Genomic DNA, 16,553 nt, shown 5'->3' on the forward strand with positions numbered 1-16,553 from the left:
GGTGCCGGCCGTCCGCTGGGTCGGCTCCCGCGTGGTGGGAGCCGTGGTCGTCCTCTGGGCGGTCGCGACCCTCATCTTCTTCGCGATCCGCCTGGTGCCCGGCGACCCCGCCGAGGCGATCCTCGGCGGGCCCGGCTCGCAGGCCTCCCAGGCGTCGCTCGACCTGGTCCGGCGCGAGTACGGCCTCGACCGGCCCCTCCTCGTGCAGTACCTCGACCAGCTCGGCCGCCTGGCGACGGGCCACCTCGGCGAGTCGTACTCGCTGAAGCAGCCCGTCGCGGCCGTCCTCGCCGCCCAGGTGCCGCCGACGCTCACGCTCGCCGCCCTGTCGCTCGTCGCGGCGTGGCTGCTCGCGATCGGCGTCGCCTGGTGGAGCTCCGGCTCGGGCCGGGTCGCGAACGCGGTGGCGTCGGGGCTCGAGGTCGTGGCGTCGGCGGTGCCGCACTTCCTGCTGGGGAGCGTGCTGATCGTCGTGCTCTCGACCTCGCTCGGGCTCCTGCCGCCGGTGAGCACCGGAACCGCGTCGGGGATCGTCCTGCCGGTGATCACGCTGGCGATCCCGGTGGCGGGGTTCCTCGGCCAGGTCACGCGCGACTCCCTGCTCGACGCGGCCGCGGCGCCGTTCGCCCTCACCGCTCGCGCCCGCGGCGAGTCGCGCTCCGGCGTCTTCTGGCGGCACCTGCTCCGGCACGCCGCCCTGCCCGGCCTCGCCCTGTCGGGCTGGGCCTTCGGCTCGCTGCTGTCGGGAGCGATCGTGGTCGAGTCGCTGTTCGCGAGGCCCGGTCTCGGCCGCACGCTGCTCGACGCGGTGACCCTGCGCGACATCCCGCTGGTGACCGGCGTGGCCCTCGTGTCGGCCCTGGCGTACGTGCTCGTGGTGGCCCTGGGCGACCTTGCCGAGCGACTCGTCGACCCGCGGGGAGGCCGGGCATGACGATGATCGCCGCGCTTCCGCGGGTGAGGTTCGCGCCCCGAGTTCCTGCGCTCGTGGCGTCTGTGCTGCTGCTCGCCGTGCTCGTCGCCGCCGTCTGGCCGGAGGTGATCGCCCCTGTCGACCCGCTGGCGATCCACCCCGCCGACGCGTTCCAGGCGCCGTCGACCGCGCACCCCTTCGGCACCGACGACTCGGGCCGCGACCTCCTCGCCCGCGTCGTGCACGGCGCCCGCGCCTCGCTGCTGATCGGCGTCGCGGCCACCGCCATCGGAGTCGCCCTCGGCCTCGTGCTCGGCATCGCCGCCGCCGTCGGCTCGCGCATCACCGACATCGCGGTCAGCCGCCTGCTCGAGGTGCTGTTCGCGCTGCCCGGGCTGCTCCTGTCGCTCGTGATCATCGCGTTCGCCGGGCCGGGGCCGATCCCGGCGACCGTGGCCGTGGGGCTGGCGACGGCGCCCGGATACGCCCGGATCTTCCGCAGCCGCATCCGCGCGGTCGCCTCCTCGGAGATGGTCGAGGCTGCCCGCGTGCTCGGGCGCCGGCCGTCGGTGCTGCTCGTGCGGCACGTGCTCCCGAACGCGCTGGCGCCGGTCGTCGTGCTCGCCACGCTCGGCGTCGGGCAGGCGATCGTCTGGGCCTCGTCGCTGTCGTACCTCGGCCTCGGCTCGCCGCCGCCCGCGCCGGAGTGGGGCGCCATGCTCGAGGCCGGGCGCACCTACCTCGCGGTGGCGCCGTGGATGACGGTGTTCCCGGGGCTCGCCATCGTCGCGACCGCGGCTGCGACCACCGTGCTCGGGCGGGCGCTGACGGCGCGGGGGCGTTCCTGATGGCCGGCTCGCGGCGCCTCACCGTCGACGGCCTTCGGGTCGCGTTCGGCGGCGTCGAGGTGGTCCGCGGCGTCTCGTTCACGCTCGACGCCGGCGAGTGCGTGGCCCTCGTCGGCGAGTCCGGCTCGGGCAAGAGCGTGACCGCGCGCGCCCTTCTCGGCCTGGCCGGCGGCACGGTCACCGCCGACGCCCTCACCCTCGACGACACCGACCTCGCGGCCCTCGGCGAGCGCGACTGGCGCCGGATCCGCGGCCCCCGCATCGGCCTCGTGCTCCAGGACGCCCTCGTCTCGCTCGACCCGCTCCGCCCGATCGCCCGCGAGATCGACGACCCGCTGCGGCTGCACTCCCGCCTGACCCGCCCGGAGCGCGCCGCCCGCGTCCTGGAGGTGCTCGACGAGGTCAGCATGCCCTCGCCCGAGACACGGTCACGGCAGCGGTCCGGCGAGCTGTCCGGCGGCCTGCGGCAGCGCGCCCTGATCGCGGCGGCGCTCGCGCTGCGGCCCGGCGTCCTGATCGCCGACGAGCCGACGACCGCGCTCGACGCCGAGGTGCAGCGGCAGGTCGTCGACCGGCTGGCACGGCTCCGCGATGAGGGAACATCGGTGCTCGCCATCAGCCACGACCTCGGTGCGGTGCGCCGCCTGGCCGACCGTGTCGTCGTGCTCCGCGACGGAGAAGCCGTCGAGCAGGGCCCGACCGAGCAGATCCTCGACGCGCCGACCCATCCGTACACGCAGGCCCTCGTCGCGGCTCTCCCGCATGGCAAGCCCCGCGGCACGCGGTTGTCGGCCGTCGCAGCGGGGCGCAGGAACTCCGGAACGCCGACCCCTCAAGCGCCGACGGCCGAATCCTCCCCCGTCGTGCTCTCCGCCCGCCGCCTCACCCGGCGCTTCGGCGACTTCACCGCCGTCGACGACGTGTCGCTCGAGCTCCGCGCCGGCGAGACGCTCGGCCTGGTGGGCGCGTCCGGGTCGGGCAAGACGACGACGGCCCGCCTGCTGCTGGGCCTCGACGCTCCCGACGCCGGACAGGTCGCCCTGCTCGGCGCCCCGTGGAACCCCCTGCCCGAGCGGGAGCGCCGCCCTCGCCGGGCCGCCCTCGGCGCCGTCTACCAGGATGCCCTCTCGTCGTTCGACCCCCGCATGACCGTCGGGCGCATCCTCGTCGACGCGCTCACCGCCGGCCGCGCGACCCGGCCGGGCCGGGCCCGCCTCCCAGACGTCGAGCGCATGCTCCGCGAGGTCGGGCTCGACCCCGCCGTCGCCGCCCGGCTGCCCCGCACCCTGTCGGGAGGCCAGCGCCAGCGGGTCGCCATCGCCCGGGCGCTGGCGCCGTCACCCCGCGTCGTCGTGTGCGACGAGCCGGTGTCGTCGCTCGACGTCACGGTGCAGGCGCAGGTGCTCGACCTGCTCGACGAGCTGCAGCGCGAGCGCGGGCTCGCCTACGTCTTCATCTCGCATGACCTCGACGTCGTGCGGCACCAGAGCGACCGCGTCGCCGTGATGTCGGCCGGCCGCGTCGTGGAGCAGGGCCCCGCCGAGCAGGTCTTCACCGCGCCCGAGCACCCGTACACGCGGGCGCTCCTCGCCGCGGCCACCTAGCTGCCCGCCCGGCGCCTGGGCCGCCCCTCCCTGTGCTGCCCCGCCGCACCACGATCCCGACATCCGGGACCGAGATCGCGACATGGCACCACGGTTTCCCGTGGTGCCATGTCGCGATCGTGGGCCTAGCGCCCCGCCGGCACGATGTCGATCGGCCCGGACGCCGCGAACTCCACGGCCCAGTCGGCCTGCGCGACCTCGCTCGACTCGTCGGCGTAGGCGGCGATGAGCTCCTCGGCCTCCTCCTCGGTGGCGACCGAGGGGCCCGACCCGAGCAGCGGGATGTTGGCCGTCTCCTTGGTGAACCAGACGGCGACGAGCCCGATCACGGCGGCGATCATCAGGTAGAACGCCGGGATGTCGTTCGCCCACGCGAAGCCGCTCTTCGTGGCCCAGGCGACGAGCGACTCGGTGACGAGAGGCGTGGTGCCGCCGAACAGCGAGACCGACACGTTGAACGCGATGGCCAGGGCGCCGTAGCGGATGATCGTCGGGAACAGCGCCGGGAGCGTGGAGGGCATCGTCGACGTGAACGTGACGAGCACGAGGCCGAGCAGCAGCAGGCCGACGAAGACGAGCACGGTCGACTCGGTCTGCACCAGCTTGAGCGCGGGCCACGAGAGCACCAGGAAGCCGAGGCAGCCGGCGAACAGAACGGGTCGGCGGCCGAAGCGGTCCGACAGGCGCCCGCCGAGCCCGATGACGGCCATCATCAGCACCATCACGACGATCACGAGGATGAGCCCGTTGGTCGCATCGCGGCCGAGCGTCGACGTGAGGTACGTCGGCATGTACGACAGCAGCATGTAGTCGGTGACGTTGAAGACGAGCACGAGGCCGATGCAGACGAGCAGCGCGCGCCAGTTCTCGGCGAACAGGCGCAAGAACGGCGTCTTGGCCGACTCGCGCGACGCGGCCTCCTCCTGCTGCTTCTGGAAGGCCGGCGTCTCCTCGAGCTTCAGGCGCAGGTAGAGGCCGACGAGGCCGAGGGGCCCGGCGACCAGGAACGGGATCCGCCAGCCCCAGCTCAGCAGCACCTCCTCCGACATGGCGAACTGCAGCACCGTCACGAGCGAGGCGCCGAGCACGTAGCCGCCGAGGGTGCCGAACTCGAGCCACGAGCCCATGAACCCGCGGCGCTTGTCGGGCGAGTACTCCGCGATGAACGTCGCGGCCCCGCCGTACTCCCCGCCGGTCGAGAAGCCCTGCACGAGGCGGGCCACGAGCAGCAGGAGGGGTGCCCAGACGCCGATGGTGTTGAAGTCGGGGAGGAAGCCGATGGCGAAAGTTCCTGCGGCCATCATGATCATCGTCACGGCCAGCACCTTCTGACGGCCGATGCGGTCGCCGAGAGGGCCGAAGACCGCGCCGCCGATGGGCCGGACCACGAACGCCGCCGTGAACGTCGCGAAGGTCAGGATCACGCTGAGCGTCGGGCTGAGCGAGGGGTAGAAGACTCGGGCGAGGGTGGTGGTGAGGTAGGCGAACACCCCGAAGTCGAACCATTCCATGCCGTTCCCGAGGGCGGCGGCGGCGACGGCTCGCTTGAGCAGGGGCTCTTCGACGACGGTCACGTCATCATTCGTCAGTCTTCTTCTCATGCGCGGTTCACTCCAGTTATCGACACGCGCCACCGGCACGGCGGCACAAAAAACTCCGAAAGCTTACCAGATGTCAGTATTTCGCTGCAGGGAGTGCACTCCCGAGGCCCGTCTCGGGGCGCAGGAACTGCCCTGACGTAGACTGGCCCGCAGCACATTCAGGCACCTCACCACCGACACGGTGCCGCCCATATCGAAGGAGTACGCGATGCCCAGACCCATGCCAGAGAAGCCCGCCCTCGAAGGCCTCGAAGGGGTCTGGGGCCCCGCCTGGGAGATGGCGGGAACGTACAAGTTCGACCGGGCGAGCGCGTCGAAGGCCACCGTCTTCTCGATCGACACTCCCCCGCCGACGGCCTCCGGGTCGCTGCACATCGGCCACGTCTTCAGCTACACGCACACCGACGTCAAGGCGCGCTTCGAGCGCATGCGCGGCAAGAGCGTCTTCTACCCGATGGGCTGGGACGACAACGGCCTGCCCACCGAGCGTCGCGTGCAGAACTTCTACGGCGTGCGCTGCGACCCGACGCTCCCCTACGACGCCGACTTCACGCCGCCGTTCGAGGGCGGCGACAACAAGTCGTCGAAGGCCGCCGACCAGATCCCGATCTCGCGCCGCAACTTCATCGAGCTCTGCGAGCGCCTCACGGTCGAAGACGAGAAGCAGTTCGAAGACGTCTGGCGCAAGCTCGGCCTGTCGGTCGACTGGACCCAGTCGTACCGCACCATCGGCGACGACTCGCAGGCCGTCGCGCAGAAGGCGTTCCTCCGCAACCTCGCGCGCGGCGAGGCCTACCAGGCGCAGGCCCCCACGCTGTGGGACGTCACCTTCCGCACCGCGGTCGCCCAGGCCGAGCTCGAAGACAAGGACATGCCGGGCGCCTACCACACGCTCGCGTTCCACGGACCGGCCGGCGACGTGCTCATCAAGACCACCCGCCCCGAGCTGCTCCCCGCCTGCGTCGCGCTGGTCGCGCACCCTGACGACGAGCGCTACCAGGGCCTGTTCGGCACGACGGTGAAGACGCCGCTGTTCGACGTCGAGGTTCCGGTGCTCGCTCACCACCTCGCTCAGAAAGACAAGGGCTCCGGCATCGCCATGGTCTGCACGTTCGGCGACACGACCGACGTCGTGTGGTGGCGCGAGCTCGACCTGCCCAACCGCTCGGTGATCGGCTTCGACGGCCGGTTCGTCTCCGAGGCGCCCGACGTCATCGTGTCGGAGGCCGGCAAGGCCGCCTACGGCGAGCTCGCCGGCAAGACCGTGTTCAGCGCGAAGGCCGCCATCGTGGCCCTGCTGCAGGAGTCCGGCGAGATGCAGGGCGAGATCGAGAAGATCACCCACCCGGTCAAGTTCTTCGAGAAGGGCGACAAGCCGCTCGAGATCGTGTCGACCCGCCAGTGGTACATCGTCAACGGCGCCCGCGACGAGGCTCTCCGCGAGACGCTCCTCACCCGCGGCGAGGAGGTCGCGTTCCACCCCGACTTCATGCGGGTTCGCTACGAGAACTGGGTCAAGGGGCTCTCGGGCGACTGGCTCATCTCACGCCAGCGCTTCTTCGGCGTGCCGATCCCGGTCTGGTACCCGCTCGACGGCGACGGCAACCCCGTCTTCGACAGCGCTATTGTGCCGAGCGAGGCCCAGCTGCCCGTCGACCCGTCGAGCGACACCGCCCCCGGCTACGACGAGTCGCAGCGCGGCGTGCCCGGAGGCTTCCAGGGCGAGGTCGACGTGATGGACACCTGGGCGACCTCCTCGCTGACCCCGCAGCTCGCGGGCAAGTGGGAGTCCGACCCCGAGCTGTTCGACCTCGTCTACCCGTACTCGCTGCGCCCGCAGGGCCAGGACATCATCCGCACCTGGCTGTTCTCGACCGTGCTGCGCGCGCAGCTCGAGGGCGACACCGTGCCGTGGAAGAACGCCTCGATCTCGGGCTTCATCGTCGACCCCGACCGCAAGAAGATGTCGAAGTCGAAGGGCAACGTGGTGACGCCCGCGGCCATGCTCGACGATCACGGCTCCGACGCGGTCCGCTACTGGGCCGCCTCGTCGCGCCTGGGCACCGACGCGGCGTTCGACCCGCAGAACCCGAAGCAGATCAAGGTCGGCCGCCGCCTCGCGATCAAGGTGCTCAACGCCGCCAAGTTCGTCTACTCGTTCCCGGAGCCCGTCGAGGGCGCCGCTGTCACCGAGGCCCTCGACGTCGACCTGCTGGCGAACTTCGCCGCCGTCATCGAGGCAGCCACCACGGCTCTCGAGAACTACGACCACGCGAAGGCGCTCGAGACCACCGAGAAGTTCTTCTGGACGTTCTGCGACGACTACCTCGAGCTCGTCAAGGAGCGCGCGTACGGCGCCACCTCGACTCCCGAGGCCCAGTCGTCGGCGGTGCTCGCGCTCCGCTCGACCATCGACGGCCTGCTCCGCCTGCTCGCGCCCTACCTCCCCTTCGCCACCGAAGAGGTCTGGTCGTGGACCCACGACACCTCCGTCCACACGGCCGCCTGGCCCACGGCGCAGGAACTCGGGGCGGTCACCTCCCCGTCCGGGCTCCTCGAGCTCGTCGGCGAGGCGCTGATCTCGATCCGCCGCGCGAAGACCGACGCCAAGGCGTCGCAGAAGACGCCGGTGACGTCGGCCGTCGTCGTGGCCCCCGAGGCGTCGCTCGCGCTGCTGCGGACGGCCGCGGCCGACCTCTCGGCCGTCGGACGCATCGAGACGCTGACCTTCGCTGCCGGCGAGGAGCTCGCCGTGAGCGACATCGTGCTGGCTGAGCAGCCGTCGTCGACGGACTCGGCAGTCTGATGCAGTTGGGAACGCGCTGGTCGGTCGGGGGCCAGACCCCCGACCGGCTCCCGGCCGCGGTCGTCGAGGCCGTCGCCCGCGTCGAGGCCGAGCTGGCCTCGCAGGCCGTCGACGCGTCGACCTGGCGCTGGACTCTCACGTGGCTCGAGCGCAAGCCGGTCGTCGAGCTCGACGACGGCACCGTCATCCGGTACGACGCCGCGGCCGACACGGCGTCGGTGCACGAGCCGGTCGACGGCGAGGAGCTCGACTAGCCCTCCGCCGCTCCCCATCGGGCTCGCCCCGCCGAAACGGCTCAGCCCCTCCGTCTGTACGGAGGGGCTGAGCCGTTTCGGCGGGCGGCGCAGCCCCAGCAAGCGGGGCCGCGCGTCCGTCGGTCAGCAGGTGGCCAGAGGGATCTCCTCGCGGGTCACCGTCTTGATCGCCTTCGAAGGGCCCTGCGAGATGCCGAAGACCACGAACTGCGACAGCTTGTCGGCGGGGATCTCGAACGAGAATCCGACGGTGGCGTTCGAGAGTCCGTACTTCTTCTTCACGTCAGCCCGCGAGAGGTTCGCCGTGTGGCGGAACGCCTTGGTCACGCCGGTCGTCGAGACGGTGTAGACGTCGACGGTACCCGGACCAGCGGACTTCTGCGGGTCGAACGACCAGCCGGTCAGCCGGATGCGCGGCGTGGTGGTTCCCGGCGTGGGGCACGCTCCGACGGCGGAGTCGAGGTGGGAGATCGCCGACGACGGCACGCCGATGAGGTACTGGCGGTTCAGGACCTTCGTGGCTCCGGTCGAACTCGTGATGCTCGCTGCGACCGTGACGCGGCCGGCCGAGTCGCGCCCCGGCGGCACGAGCACGACTTCGTCGAAGCCGTAGGCCTTCGACGTGGTCCCGAGTGCCGCGGCTACGTCTGCGCGCGGCCTGTCTGCCTTGACCTTCTCGATGACGGTGCCCTGGATGCTGATCGCGACCGTTGTCGTCTTCGCGTCCACGGCTGCCCAGCCCCGGACACGGACCGCGTTCAGTCCTGACAACGTGACCGAGTCGACGTGACCGTCGGTCGGCGTCGCGGCGTTGGCGGCGAGCGGCGCCGCGAGCAGCGCTCCGGCGGCGAGAGTGCCGGCCACGAGTGCGGCGATGATGCGTGTGGTGCGCATGGTGATCCTTCTCTGTGCGGCTCCCCCCTGGAGCCGATGCGTCCATCGTGCTCCGCGCCCGACCCGGAGGGTATAGGCCGCTCGGCTGAACCTGCGCCGCCCCACTGCATCCATCGGCTACTCCTTTCACCCCGCCGATCACGGTCCCGTAACGGTCTGCCGCTCCCGCCGCCGTCCACCCCGCGTTCCGGCACCCGCGCAACGCGGCGGCCTTGGTCGGGTGCCGCTTCGCAGGGGCTACGCGCGGGCGAGGAGCTCGCCGTGGGGCATCGCGAAGAAGCCGTCGAGGGCGTCGCGCCACGCGAGCCAGGCGTCGGAGATCGCCCGCAGCTCGAGGTCGGTGGCGGCGCCCTTCTCGATCGCGTCGGCGTAGAACGCCGACTCGAGCGCCCGCGCGGCCCACGACTCGCCCCACCAGGTGCGCTCCGCGTCAGACGAGTAGCACCAGATCGACGCCGACGACTCGAAGTCGGTCAGGCCGGCCTCGAGCGCCCACCCCTTGAGGTGGCGCCCGGCGTCCGGCTCGCCGCCGTTGCCGCGGTGGACGAGCTGGTAGACCGTCATCCAGTGGTCGAGGCCGGGGTTCTCAGGGGCCCAGATCGTGCCGCGGTAGTCGACGTCGCGCACGGCGATCAGCCCGCCGGGCTTCGCCACGCGGCGCATCTCGACGAGGGCGGCTACCGGGTCGGCGACGTGCTGCAGCACCTGGTGGGCGTGCACGACGTCGAAGGTGTCGTCGGGGAACGGCAGGGAGTACAGGTCGGCGGTCTGGAAGACGGCGTTGGCGAGTTCCTGCGCCGAGGCGAGCTCGGTGGCCGCGGCGACGATCTGGGCCGACGAGTCGATTCCGACGACGCGACCGGCTGACAGGATGCGGGCGAAGTCGACCGTGATGGTGCCGGGGCCGGCTCCGACGTCGAGGAGCGTCATGTCGGGCGCGAGGTGCGGGAGGAGGTACGCGGCGGAGTTCTCGGCGGTGCGCCAGGTGTGGCTGCGCAGGACGCTCTCGTGGTGGCCGTGGGTGTACTTCTCGCCGCTGCTCATGCCCTGACGTTAGCGGACGAGCGGGTGTCGACGAGCGTCAGCGGAACGTCGTGTGCCGGATGCCGTCGCGCACGAGCATGTCGGCGAACGGATCGCCGTCGGAGCGGTTCGGCGCTTCGGCGAGACTCGCGACGCGACTCGACCGGCGACGCGACCAGGCCACGAGTGCGAGGCCGGCCTGCAGAAGGAGGCGGTCGAACGGCGAGCCGGGGCGGGTGGAGTGGAGTGCGGCGGTCATCGGTGTTCTCCTTCGACGTGGGGTGCGTCGGCGATCGGGAAGGCGTTGAAGTGGATCTGGACGCGGCGGGCACCCGGACGGGGCTCGCGCGCACGCAGCGGTGCGATGTGCTGCTCGTAGAAGGCGGTGAAGGCCTGGCCGATCTCGCGCAGCTCGTCGCGGGTGGCCGAGAGGTTCAGGGTGTCGAGAGTCGAGGCCTCGTACCAGTCCTTGCCGACGTCTTCGGCGCGGTCCTGGAACTGGGCGAGCAGGCCCGCGCGCACGCGCTCCCACTCGCGGCCCACCATCTGGGCCGCTGCTCGGCCGGCGGCGGTGTCATGGTCGAAGACCGACACCGAGACGCTACCCGGAGAGCGCTCCCACCAGCGCTCGCGACCCGAGCCTCGGCCCTCGACCTCGCGGACGAGGCCGTGCCGGGCGAGCTGACGCAGGTGGTAGCTCGTCGAGCCGCTCGACTCGCCGAGACGTTCGGCCAGGCCGCTGGCGGTGGCCGGGCCGTAGTTCGAGAGCGCCTCGTAGAGCTCGACCCGCAGGGGGTGCGCCATGGCGCGGAGGGCACCGGCGTCGAGTGCTCTGTCGTTCGGCTTGTCGCTCATGTCTCGATCGTACGACCGCAAAGAAATCTTTGCAAGCATTTCTTTGCAAGCATGTCTTTGCATCTGCGGCATAGGGTGGAGGAATGACGAATCCGTTCTTCGAACCGAGCCCTCTCCCCTACGCTCTCCCGCCGTTCGAGCGGATCTCGGACGACGACTACCTGCCCGCCTTCGAGGCCGGCTTCGCCGAGCAGCTCGCCGAGATCGAGGCCATCGCCTCCGACCCGGCTCAGGCGACGTTCGAGAACACGGTCGTTCCGCTGCAGCGGAGCGGCCAGATCCTGTCGCGAGTCGAGCACGTCTTCTTCAACAAGTCCTCCAGCGACTCGAACGACGCCACCAACGCGCTCGAACTCGAGCTGGCGCCGAGGCTGGCCGCGCACGCCGACACGATCCGCCTCGACCCGCGGCTCTCCGGTCGCGTCGCCGCCGTCTACGAGCAGCTCGGCACGGCCGCGACCGAGCACCTCACGCCGGAGGAGGTCTACCTCGTCGAGCGCCTGCACGACGAGTTCAGCCGGGCCGGCGCCGGCCTCGGCGACGACGCGAAGCGACGCCTGCGCGAGCTCAACGGCGCACTCTCGACGCTGACCACCCGCTTCGAGAAGAACCTTCTCGCCGACACGAACGAGCTCGCCGTCGTGGTCGACGACGTCGCCGAGCTCGACGGACTGGGCGAGGGCGAGATCGCGGGCCTCGCCCAGGCGGCGGCCGAGCGCGGGCTGGACGGGAAGTTCCTGATCTCGCTCGTGCTCTTCACCGGTCACCCGCTTCTGGCCTCGCTCACGAACCGGCCGCTGCGCGAACGGCTCCTTGCAGCTTCGATGGCGCGCGGCACCCACGGCGGCGAGTTCGACAACCGCGCTGTGCTTCTCGAGATCGTGCGGCTGCGGGCCGAGCGCGCGGCGCTGCTCGGCTTCGAATCGCACGCGGCGTATGTGACGGCAGGCCAGACTGCGGGCTCCCCCGAGGCAGTGCACGATCTGCTCGCGCGCCTCGCGGCCCCCGCGGCCCGCAACGCCCGCGCCGAGTGGGCCGACCTGCAGCGCCTCGCCGACGCCGACCCGGCCTTTCCCGACGGAGCCGACGTCGCCGCCCACGACTGGGCGTACTACACCGAGAAGGTCCGCGCCGAGAAGTAGGACTTCGACGCCGCCGAGATGCGCCCCTACTTCGACGCCGAGCGCGTGCTGCACGACGGCGTGCTCTACGCCGCATCGACCCTGTACGGCCTGACCTTCACCGAACGCACCGATCTGGTCGCCTACCATCCCGATACCCGCGTGTTCGAGGTCGCCGGCGACGAGGGCGAGCCGGTCGGGCTCTACGTGCTCGATCTCTACACGCGCGACTCCAAGCGCGGCGGTGCCTGGATGAACCCGCTCGTCTCGCAGTCAGGACTCTTCGGCACCCTGCCCGTCGTCGTCAACAACCTCAACGTCTCGAAGCCGCCGGCCGGCAGCCCCACGCTGCTCACGCTCGACGAGGTGACGACGATGTTCCACGAGTTCGGCCACGCCCTGCACGGCCTGATCGCACGCACCGAGTACCCGTACTTCTCGGGCACCAACGTGTACCGCGACTTCGTGGAGTTCCCGAGCCAGGTCAACGAGATGTGGCTGCTCTGGCCCGAGGTGCTCGAGCACTACGCCCTCCACCACGAGACCGGAGAGCCCATGCCCGCCGACCTCGTCGAGAAGCTCACGGCATCCGAGGGCTTCAACCAGGGATTCGAGACCTCCGAGTACCTCGCAGCCTCCCTCCTCGACCAGTCGTGGCACTCCCTGACGTTCGAGGCCGCTTCGGCCGTCGACGACGTCGCCGCGTTCCAGGCGCAGGAACTCGCCGCCGCCGGCCTCGACAACCCCGCGGTCCCTCCCCGCTATGCGAGCACCTACTTCGCGCACACCTTCTCGGGGGGCTACGACGCCGGCTACTACTCCTACATCTGGAGCGAGGTGCTCGACGCCGACACCGTGGAGTGGTTCACGGCGAACGGCGGGCTCACCCGGGCGAACGGGGCCCGCTTCGCGGAGCGGCTGCTCGGTGTCGGCGGCGCCAAGGACCCCCTCGAGGCCTACCGCGACTTCCGCGGCCGCGATGCCGAGGTCGCGCCGCTCCTGGTGCGCCGCCGCCTGCAGTAGCGCGGCGTCGGGGTACGCCGCCGCCGGGCCGCGTCGCGCGTGGCCCCGCGAGGTGGCCCTCCGCGTCGCCCCCGCCCCGGCGGCGCGACGCCCGCGGCCACCTCGGCGCGCGGGCGCAAGGCGCGCCCGCCCCGCGGCCCCGCGGCCCCGCGGCCCCGCGGCCCCGCGAGGTGGCCCTCCCCGTCGCCCGCGCCGCACCGGCCCGACGACGACGGCCACCTCGGCGCACCGGGGCAGGGAACGCCGTCCCCCGCGTCCCGCGAGATGGCCCCGCAAGTCGGCTCCGCCCGCGCGGCGCGACGCCCGCGGCCACCTCGGCACACGAGCGCAAGGCGCGCCCGCCCCGCGGCCCCGCGATATGGCCCTCCGCGTCGCCCCGCCCCCGCCACGCGACGCCGAGGGCCACCTCGGCACACCGGGGCAGGGAACGCCGTCCCCCGCGTCCCGCGAGATGGTCTCGCAGGTCGGCTCCGCCCGCGCGGCGCGACGCCCGCGGCCACCTCGGCGCACGAACGCAAGCGGCGCCACCCGACGACAAAGGCCACCTCGCCGTGCCGACGGACCGACCGCCGCAGCGGAGCCATGCGCGGCAACCAACAACGCCGCAGATCGCGCCGCAGATCGCGCCGCCGGGCGTCGCGGCTACGCGCTCTTCTCGGCGCGTTCCGTCTGGCGCGGCACGATGGTCGGCGCCGCGTTCTCGAGCACCGACGCCTTGGTCACGACGACCCGGCCGACCGTCTCGTCGGAGGGCACGTCGAACATGATCGGCCCGAGCACTTCTTCCATGATGGCGCGCAGGCCGCGGGCACCCGTCTGGCGCAGAACGGCGAGGTCGGCGATGGCCTCGAGGGCGGCCTGCTCGAACTCCAGCTCGACGCCGTCGATCTCGAACATTCGCTGGTACTGGCGGACGAGGGCGTTCTTCGGCTTGGTCAGGATCTCCATCAGGGCGACCTGGTCGAGCTGCGACACCGTGGTCACGACAGGAAGGCGGCCGATGAACTCGGGGATGAGCCCGAACTTGTGCAGGTCTTCGGGCAGGACCTCGCTGAAGAGGTTGACGTCGTTGCCCTTCTCGTAGAGAGGGGCGCCGAAGCCGATGCCGCGCTTGCCCGCACGAGACGAGATGATCTCTTCGAGCCCCGCGAAGGCACCGGCGACGATGAACAGGACGTTCGTCGTGTCGACCTGAATGAACTCCTGGTGCGGGTGCTTGCGACCACCCTGCGGCGGAACCGATGCGACAGTGCCCTCGAGGATCTTGAGCAGCGCCTGCTGCACGCCCTCGCCCGACACGTCGCGGGTGATCGACGGGTTCTCGGCCTTGCGGGCGATCTTGTCGATCTCGTCGATGTAGATGATGCCGGTCTCGGCCCGCTTGACGTCGTAGTCCGCGGCCTGGATCAGCTTGAGCAGGATGTTCTCGACGTCTTCCCCGACGTAGCCCGCCTCGGTCAGCGCCGTCGCGTCGGCCACGGCGAACGGGACGTTGAGGCGCTTGGCCAGCGTCTGGGCGAGATAGGTCTTGCCGCAGCCGGTCGGCCCGATGAGCAGGATGTTCGACTTGGCGATCTCGATGTCGTCGCCGAGCGAGTCGGCCGACGTCAGGGTGTTCATGGAGCGGATGCGCTTGTAGTGGTTGTAGACGGCCACAGACAGCGAGCGCTTGGCCGGTGCCTGCCCGATGACGTACTCCTCGAGGAAGTCGTAGATCTCGCGGGGCTTCGGCAGGTCGAACTCGCTCGACGGCTCTTCGCCGGCCTCGGCCAGACGCTCTTCGATGATCTCGTTGCAGAGCTCGACGCACTCGTCGCAGATGTAGACGCCGGGGCCGGCGATCAGCTGCTGGACCTGCTTCTGGCTCTTGCCGCAGAACGAGCATTTGAGCAGATCGGCGCTCTCACCAATGCGGGCCATGAGCGGCCTCCCTCAGCCAATAGTCGTGATCAGAGTTGTTGCCGTGCCGCCTGTCGCGGCCGTGTGGTGCAGTCACCCGATGATCCCCTGTGATCTCCGGTTCGACTGCTCGACGAGCCTAACCCGAACCGCCGACAGTGTCGGCATCGAGACGCGCGAATCGCCGGGTGGCGGCGTGACAGTGGTTCGGGGCGGAGGTCGGGAGCGATTGGCTCCGGAGTTCCTGCGCCCCGGGCCCCGCGGAGGTGCGGCGGCGCGGGACGCACGAAGCCCCGAGCACGACGGTGCTCGGGGCTTCGATCAGCGGACTACTTAGCGAGAGCCAGGTTCTTGCGCGAGGTCAGGACCTGGTCGATCAGGCCGTACTCGAGCGCCTCGGACGCACCGAGGATGTTGTCGCGCTCGATGTCGCGGTTGACCTGCTCGGGCGTCTTGTTCGAGTGCTTCGACAGCGTCTCTTCGAGCCAGGTGCGCATGCGGAGCACCTCGGCCGCCTGGATCTCGATGTCGGACGCCTGGCCGCCGCTCGATCCGCCGGTAGCCGGCTGGTGGATGAGCACGCGGGCGTTCGGCAGCGCGAGGCGCTTGCCCGGGGTTCCTGCGGCGAGGAGCACCGCGGCAGCCGAAGCCGCCTGACCGAGGCAGACCGTCTGGATGTCGGGGCGGATGTACTGCATCGTGTCGTAGATGGCCGTCATCGCAGTGAACGAGCCGCCGGGCGAGTTGATGTAGAGGGTGATGTCGCGGTCGGGGTCCATCGACTCGAGCACGAGCAGCTGAGCCATGACGTCGTCGGCCGACGCGTCGTCGACCTGCACGCCGAGGAAGACGATGCGGTCCTCGAACAGCTTGGCGTAGGGGTCCTGGCGCTTGTAGCCGTAGGCGGTGCGCTCCTCGAAGGAGGGCAGGACATAGCGTGAGCTCGGGGTCTCGAACCGACCCGCTCCACCCATCATTGGCAGTTCCATTTTCGTTCCTTACTCGTATGGGGAGAGGGGTTATTCCTGGTCGGTTCCGGCGCCGCCGATGACGTCGGAGGCCGACGAGCGGATGTGGTCGACGAAGCCGTACTCGAGGGCCTCTTCGGCGGTGAACCAGCGGTCGCGGTCGCCGTCCTCGTTGACCTGCTCGACCGTCTTGCCGGTCTGGGCCGCCGTGATCTCGGCGAGGCGCTGCTTCATCGAGAGAATCAGCTGGGCCTGCGTCTGGATGTCGGACGAGGTGCCGCCGAAGCCGCCGTGCGGCTGGTGGAGCAGAACGCGCGCGTTGGGCGTGATGTAGCGCTTGCCCTTGGTGCCCGCGGTGAGCAGCAGCTGGCCCATCGAGGCGGCCATGCCGATGCCGACCGTGACGATGTCGTTCGGCACGAACTCCATGGCGTCGTAGATCGCCATGCCCGCCGTGATCGACCCGCCGGGCGAGTTGATGTAGAGGTAGATGTCTTTCTCGGAGTCCTCGGCGGCAAGCAGGAGAAGCTTCGCGGCAATCTCGTTGGCGTTGTCGTCGCGCACCTCGGAACCGAGCCAGATGATGCGGTCTTTGAGAAGTCGGTCAAAAACACTGTTGGGCAGTGTTACGTCGGCCATGTGGTGCTCCCATTCAGTTGTCGCTTGCATACGAACTTAGGGGGTGCAACGCACGGATTCCGGGCTGTTCGCCCACGGCAGACCATCCATGCGCATGAGGTCGCA

Annotated in this window: 13 protein-coding genes and 1 pseudogene; 6 read left to right on the forward strand and 8 right to left on the reverse strand. The window is 70.8% G+C overall.

Annotated elements, in window-relative coordinates; translation table 11 throughout:
- Window position 1 precedes the first annotated feature (1 nt).
- From EDF46_RS09525 to EDF46_RS09535, 3 genes are read left to right on the forward strand one after another with little or no spacing between them, the layout of a single operon-like run.
- Complete coding sequence (locus tag EDF46_RS09525; RefSeq protein WP_123506065.1) at window positions 2–934, forward strand: ABC transporter permease; 933 nt, start codon at window positions 2–4, stop codon at window positions 932–934.
- Window positions 931–1,761, forward strand: a complete 831-nt coding sequence (locus EDF46_RS09530) for an ABC transporter permease (protein ID WP_123506066.1) — start codon at window positions 931–933, stop codon at window positions 1,759–1,761. The genes EDF46_RS09525 and EDF46_RS09530 overlap by 4 nt, the downstream gene beginning before the upstream one ends.
- Window positions 1,761–3,365 (forward strand): ABC transporter ATP-binding protein, encoded by a 1,605-nt coding sequence (locus EDF46_RS09535; RefSeq protein ID WP_123506067.1) that lies wholly within the window; start codon window positions 1,761–1,763, stop codon window positions 3,363–3,365. The genes EDF46_RS09530 and EDF46_RS09535 overlap by 1 nt, the downstream gene beginning before the upstream one ends.
- Window positions 3,366–3,490: 125 nt before the next feature.
- Here EDF46_RS09535 and proP read toward each other — a convergent pair whose 3' ends face one another.
- Window positions 3,491–4,966, reverse strand: coding sequence for a glycine betaine/L-proline transporter ProP (gene proP / locus EDF46_RS09540; RefSeq protein WP_123506068.1), 1,476 nt, complete (start codon window positions 4,964–4,966; stop codon window positions 3,491–3,493).
- Window positions 4,967–5,174: 208 nt separating this feature from the next.
- Between proP and valS the strand changes: the two genes are divergently transcribed.
- Window positions 5,175–7,772 (forward strand): valine--tRNA ligase, encoded by a 2,598-nt coding sequence (valS, locus tag EDF46_RS09545; RefSeq protein ID WP_233579972.1) that lies wholly within the window; start codon window positions 5,175–5,177, stop codon window positions 7,770–7,772.
- Entirely contained in the window at window positions 7,772–8,026 is a 255-nt protein-coding gene (locus EDF46_RS09550; RefSeq protein WP_123506070.1) for a hypothetical protein, read from the forward strand. The genes valS and EDF46_RS09550 overlap by 1 nt, the downstream gene beginning before the upstream one ends.
- Window positions 8,027–8,149: 123 nt before the next feature.
- On the opposite strand, the gene EDF46_RS09555 is transcribed toward EDF46_RS09550, so the two are convergent.
- The 4 genes from EDF46_RS09555 to EDF46_RS09570 form a co-directional block, all read right to left on the reverse strand.
- Window positions 8,150–8,920 carry a hypothetical protein gene (locus EDF46_RS09555; protein ID WP_123506071.1) on the reverse strand — a complete coding sequence of 257 codons (771 nt, stop codon included), beginning with the start codon at window positions 8,918–8,920 and terminating at the stop codon, window positions 8,150–8,152.
- A 237-nt stretch (window positions 8,921–9,157) separates the two neighbouring features.
- Window positions 9,158–9,964, reverse strand: coding sequence for a methyltransferase domain-containing protein (locus EDF46_RS09560; protein ID WP_123506072.1), 807 nt, complete (start codon window positions 9,962–9,964; stop codon window positions 9,158–9,160).
- A gap of 37 nt (window positions 9,965–10,001) precedes the next feature.
- A complete protein-coding gene (locus EDF46_RS09565; protein WP_123506073.1) occupies window positions 10,002–10,202 on the reverse strand; it encodes a hypothetical protein in 201 nt (66 codons plus the stop codon).
- A complete protein-coding gene (locus tag EDF46_RS09570; protein ID WP_123506074.1) occupies window positions 10,199–10,798 on the reverse strand; it encodes a transcriptional regulator in 600 nt (199 codons plus the stop codon). Before EDF46_RS09570 ends, EDF46_RS09565 begins: the two co-directional genes overlap by 4 nt.
- An 83-nt stretch (window positions 10,799–10,881) precedes the next feature.
- Here EDF46_RS09570 and EDF46_RS09575 point away from each other — a divergent pair.
- Window positions 10,882–12,942: pseudogene (locus EDF46_RS09575) on the forward strand (M3 family metallopeptidase).
- A gap of 642 nt (window positions 12,943–13,584) precedes the next feature.
- Here the strand turns inward: EDF46_RS09575 and clpX are convergent.
- From clpX to EDF46_RS09590, 3 genes are all read right to left on the reverse strand, one after another.
- Window positions 13,585–14,862: an ATP-dependent Clp protease ATP-binding subunit ClpX gene (gene clpX / locus EDF46_RS09580; RefSeq protein ID WP_123506075.1), complete on the reverse strand. Its 1,278-nt coding sequence runs from the start codon at window positions 14,860–14,862 to the stop codon at window positions 13,585–13,587.
- Between the two features lie 308 nt (window positions 14,863–15,170).
- Window positions 15,171–15,830 (reverse strand): ATP-dependent Clp protease proteolytic subunit, encoded by a 660-nt coding sequence (locus EDF46_RS09585; protein ID WP_304999887.1) that lies wholly within the window; start codon window positions 15,828–15,830, stop codon window positions 15,171–15,173.
- A gap of 30 nt (window positions 15,831–15,860) precedes the next feature.
- On the reverse strand, window positions 15,861–16,448 hold the full coding sequence (locus EDF46_RS09590) for an ATP-dependent Clp protease proteolytic subunit (protein WP_123506077.1): 588 nt from the start codon (window positions 16,446–16,448) through the stop codon (window positions 15,861–15,863).
- Between the last annotated feature and the right edge of the window lie 105 nt (window positions 16,449–16,553).

This window comes from Frondihabitans sp. PhB188 (assembly GCF_003752365.1).
Lineage (GTDB): Bacteria > Actinomycetota > Actinomycetes > Actinomycetales > Microbacteriaceae > Frondihabitans.

Excerpts from the sequence above, each read along its gene's own strand:
- EDF46_RS09535 (WP_123506067.1), top strand. The coding sequence starts at position 1,761 with ATGGCCGGCTCGCGGCGCCTCACCGTCGACGGCCTTCGGGTCGCGTTC.
- valS (WP_233579972.1), top strand. The coding sequence starts at position 5,175 with ATGCCCAGACCCATGCCAGAGAAGCCCGCCCTCGAAGGCCTCGAAGGG.
- EDF46_RS09555 (WP_123506071.1), bottom strand. The coding sequence starts at position 8,920 with ATGCGCACCACACGCATCATCGCCGCACTCGTGGCCGGCACTCTCGCC.
- EDF46_RS09570 (WP_123506074.1), bottom strand. The coding sequence starts at position 10,798 with ATGAGCGACAAGCCGAACGACAGAGCACTCGACGCCGGTGCCCTCCGC.
- clpX (WP_123506075.1), bottom strand. The coding sequence starts at position 14,862 with ATGGCCCGCATTGGTGAGAGCGCCGATCTGCTCAAATGCTCGTTCTGC.
- EDF46_RS09565 (WP_123506073.1), bottom strand. The coding sequence starts at position 10,202 with ATGACCGCCGCACTCCACTCCACCCGCCCCGGCTCGCCGTTCGACCGC.
- EDF46_RS09590 (WP_123506077.1), bottom strand. The coding sequence starts at position 16,448 with ATGGCCGACGTAACACTGCCCAACAGTGTTTTTGACCGACTTCTCAAA.
- EDF46_RS09530 (WP_123506066.1), top strand. The coding sequence starts at position 931 with ATGACGATGATCGCCGCGCTTCCGCGGGTGAGGTTCGCGCCCCGAGTT.
- EDF46_RS09560 (WP_123506072.1), bottom strand. The coding sequence starts at position 9,964 with ATGAGCAGCGGCGAGAAGTACACCCACGGCCACCACGAGAGCGTCCTG.
- EDF46_RS09585 (WP_304999887.1), bottom strand. The coding sequence starts at position 15,830 with ATGGAACTGCCAATGATGGGTGGAGCGGGTCGGTTCGAGACCCCGAGC.
- proP (WP_123506068.1), bottom strand. The coding sequence starts at position 4,966 with ATGAGAAGAAGACTGACGAATGATGACGTGACCGTCGTCGAAGAGCCC.
- EDF46_RS09550 (WP_123506070.1), top strand. The coding sequence starts at position 7,772 with ATGCAGTTGGGAACGCGCTGGTCGGTCGGGGGCCAGACCCCCGACCGG.